At 72.9% G+C, this 3,643-nt stretch carries 3 protein-coding genes; all 3 read left to right on the plus strand.

The window, feature by feature from the left end; translation table 11 throughout:
- A partial coding sequence (locus tag H5J30_RS21990; protein WP_181789112.1) for a dihydrodipicolinate synthase family protein occupies positions 1-603 on the plus strand: 603 nt, incomplete at its 5' end.
- Positions 603-1,871, plus strand: a complete 1,269-nt coding sequence (locus H5J30_RS21995) for a glucarate dehydratase family protein (RefSeq protein WP_181789114.1) — start codon at positions 603-605, stop codon at positions 1,869-1,871. The genes H5J30_RS21990 and H5J30_RS21995, both read left to right, overlap by 1 nt.
- A gap of 64 nt (positions 1,872-1,935) precedes the next feature.
- Complete coding sequence (locus H5J30_RS22000; protein WP_181789113.1) at positions 1,936-3,483, plus strand: sodium:solute symporter family protein; 1,548 nt, start codon at positions 1,936-1,938, stop codon at positions 3,481-3,483.
- Positions 3,484-3,643: the final 160 nt, after the last annotated feature.

A 3,643-nucleotide genomic window follows, 5' to 3' on the forward strand; every position in this document is an offset into this window, starting at 1 on the left:
GCGCCGGAGGCGGGGCTCGTCGCGTACGTGCGCGAGGTCGCCGCCGCGACCGGCCTGCCGATCGTGGTCTACCAGCGCGACAACGCCCGCTTCACCCCCGCCGGCGCCGCCGAGCTGGCCCGGATCCCCACGGTGACGGGCTTCAAGGACGGGCTCGGCGACGTCGAGCTGATGCAGCGGATCATCCCCGCCGTGCACGCCGCGACCGACGGCCGGGACGGCCCCGCCAAGGACTTCACCTTCTTCAACGGCCTGCCCACCGCCGAGGTCTCGGCCGCCGCGTACGCGGCCGTGGGCGCGCGGCTCTACTCCTCCGCCGCCTTCTGCTTCGTCCCCGAGGTGGCCCTCGCCTTCCACCGCGCGCAGGACGCCGGCGACGGCGAGCGCGTACGCCGGCTGCTGACCGGCTTCTACCTCCCCCTCGTCCGCCTGCGCAACGAGGTCCCCGGCTACGCCGTCTCGCTGGTCAAGGCCGGCGCCCGGCTGCGCGGCCTGGACGCGGGCGGCGTCCGGCCGCCCCTGGCCGACCCGCACCCCAAGCACCTCGCCGAGCTGGAACTCCTCGTCTCCGCCGGCCTGGAGATCGCCGGGGAGGGCCGGTGATACGCATCCGCGAGATCACCGTCACCCCCGTCGCCTTCCGCGACCCGCCGCTGCTCAACGCCGCCGGCGTGCACGAGCCGTGGGCCCTGCGCAGCATCGTCGAGGTCGTCGCCGACGACGGCCTCACCGGCCTCGGCGAGAGCTACGGCGACGCCTCCCACCTCGACCGGCTGCGCACCGCCGCGCGGTTCCTCGTCGGCGCGGACGCCGGCCACCACCACGGCCTCTACGCCCGCGTCGCCGCCTCCGTCGGCACCGACGTCTTCTCCGACCAGCACGGCCTGACCGGCGCCGGCAGCAACGGCAAGACCGTCGACTCCGTCTTCTCCCCGTTCGAGGTCGCCTGCCTCGACATCGTCGGCAAGGCCACCGGCCGCCGCGTCGCGGACCTGCTCGGCGGGCCGGTGCGCGACGCCGTGCCGTACAGCGCGTACCTCTTCTACAAGTGGGCCGGCCACCCCGACGCGCCCGAGGACCGCTTCGGCCCCGCGCTCGACCCGGACGGCATCGTCGCCCAGGCCCGCCTGCTCACCGGGGAGTACGGCTTCCGCTCGCTGAAGCTCAAGGGCGGGGTCTTCCCGCCCGACGAGGAGATCGCGGCCGTCCGCGCCCTCGCCGCCGAGTTCCCCGGGCTGCCGCTGCGCATCGACCCCAACGCCGCCTGGACGCCGGAGACTTCCGTACGCGTCGGCGCCGAGCTGGCCGGGACGGTGGAGTACCTGGAGGACCCGGCGCCCGGCATCGACGGGATGGCGGAGGTCGCCGCGCGGGTGCCGATGCCGCTGGCCACGAACATGGCCGTGGTCACGCACGCCCACCTGCCGCCGGCGATCGCCCGCCGCGCCGTCGGGGTGCTGCTGCTGGACCACCACTACTGGGGCGGGCTGCTGAAGTCCGCGCAGGTCGCCGCGCTCTGCGGCACGTTCGGCATCGGCCTGTCCATGCACTCCAACTCCCACCTCGGCGTCAGCCTCGCCGCGATGACGCACCTGGCCGCCGCCACCCCCAACCTGGACCACTCCTGCGACACCCACACCCCCTGGCTGACGGTGCGGGACGGCCAGGACGTGATCGCCCCCGGGGCCCTCGCCTTCACCGGCGGCGCCGTACCGCTGCCGCCGGGGCCCGGCCTCGGCGTCGAACTGGACCGCGACGCGCTGGCCGTGCTGCACGAGCAGTACGGGAAGTGCGGCGTCCGGCGCCGCGACGACACCGCGTACATGCGCCGCCTCCACCCCGGCTTCGCCCCCGCACGGGCCCGTTGGTGAGGGCTGCGCACGCGGCACGCGCACCACCCCCCACCCCCCGTTGACGACACAGGCAGGAGCCGCGATGTCCATCGCCGACTGGATCATGATCGGTGCCTATTTCTGCGTGATGGTAGGCATCGGCTGGTGGTCGAAGAACCGCATCCATACCGTGAAGGACTTCTTCACCACCGGCGGCCGCATACCGTGGTGGCTGTCCGGTATCTCGCACCACATGTCGGGCTACAGCGCGGTGATGTTCGTCGCGTTCGCCGCCGTCGCCTACGACCACGGGCTGACGGTGTACGTGTGGTGGGCGCTGACCATCGGCCTCGGCATCGGGGTCGGCGCGTTCCTCTTCGCCCCCCGCTGGGCGCGGCTGCGCGCGAAACACGACGTGGCCTCGCCGCTGGAGTACCTGGCGAAGCGGTACAACCTGCCGACGCAGCAGGTGCTGGCGTACAGCGGCGCGCTGCTGAAGGTCGTCGACATCGCGGCCAAGTGGGTGGCGATCTCCGTGCTGCTCCAGGGGTTCGCGGACGTGCCGCTGGAGTGGGGCATCCTCTTCACCGGCGTGGCCACCATGGCGTACATGGCGGTCGGCGGCCTCTGGGCGGACGTGCTCACGGACTTCGGCCAGTTCATCATCCAACTGCTGGCCGGCGTGGTCATGTTCGTCGCCGTGCTGGCCGAACTGGGCGGCATCGACTCGCTGTGGACGATGTGGGACGACCTGCCGGACAGCCACCACGACCCGGTCACCGGGCCGGTGACGACGACGCTGGTGCTGGCGTTCCTGCTGGTCAAGACCTTCGAGTACAGCGGCGGCATGTGGAACCTGGCGCAGCGCTACATGGCCGCGCCGTCCGGCTCCGCCGCGAAGCGCTCGGCGCTGCTGTCCAGCGGGCTGTGGCTGGTGTGGCCGTTCGTCCTGTTCCTGCCGATGTTCGCGGCGCCGCTGATCGTGCCGGGCCTGGAGAACAGCGAGGAGTCGTACATCGAGCTGGCGAAGGAGCTGATGCCGGCCGGCCTGACGGGGCTGGTGCTGGCCGGGTTCTTCTGCCACACGATGGCGATGGTCGCCTCCGACTCCAACGTGATCTCGGCGGTCATCACCCGGGACATGGCGCCGGTGCTGGTGCCGCGGGTACGGCAGATGACGGACCGGGCGCAGCTGACGTTCGCGCGGGTGACGACGGTGGCGTTCGTGTCGGTGAGCATGGTCCTGGCCATCGCGACCGGCGGTGAGGGCTTCGTGCTCGACGTGGTCGTGGACCTGGTCGCGGCGACGATGGGGCCGATCTCGATCCCGCTGATGCTGGGGATGCTGCCGTGGTTCCGGCGCTGCGGTCCGACGGCGGCGATCGTGTCGTGGGCCGGCGGCCTGGGGCTGTGGGCGGTACTGCACTGGGTGCTGGACGGCACCACGCAGGCCGCGCTCGTGGGGCTGCCGCTGCTGACGTCGCTGGTGCTGTACGTGGGCATCGGGCTGCTGCGGCCCGAGGGCGGGGCGGAGCAGGACGCGCTGATCGACTCGCTGGGCTCGGACCCGGAGGAGGGCGCGGCGGCCGCGGCGGCGGCGTCGAAGGACACGCAGCCGCCGGAGGCGCCGGCGGACCTCACGTCGCGCTGAGGGTTCCGCGGCGGGCAACCCCCGTTGCTGCGGCGGGGGTTGCCGACCGGGGCAGCAAGCGCTTTCATGCAGGTGAGTACGGAACCCTTTCGTACGAGCCGAGGGAGCCCGATGCACCCGCTCCGCCCGCTGTTGCCCTCCCGCCGCACCCTGCTCGCCG

Source organism: Streptomyces phytophilus, assembly GCF_013870535.1.
GTDB classification, from domain to species: Bacteria; Actinomycetota; Actinomycetes; order Streptomycetales; family Streptomycetaceae; genus Streptomyces; species Streptomyces phytophilus.

What these genes read in the sequence shown, in the direction of transcription:
- H5J30_RS22000 (WP_181789113.1), top strand. Translation starts at nt 1,936, where the DNA reads ATGTCCATCGCCGACTGGATCATGATCGGTGCCTATTTCTGCGTGATG.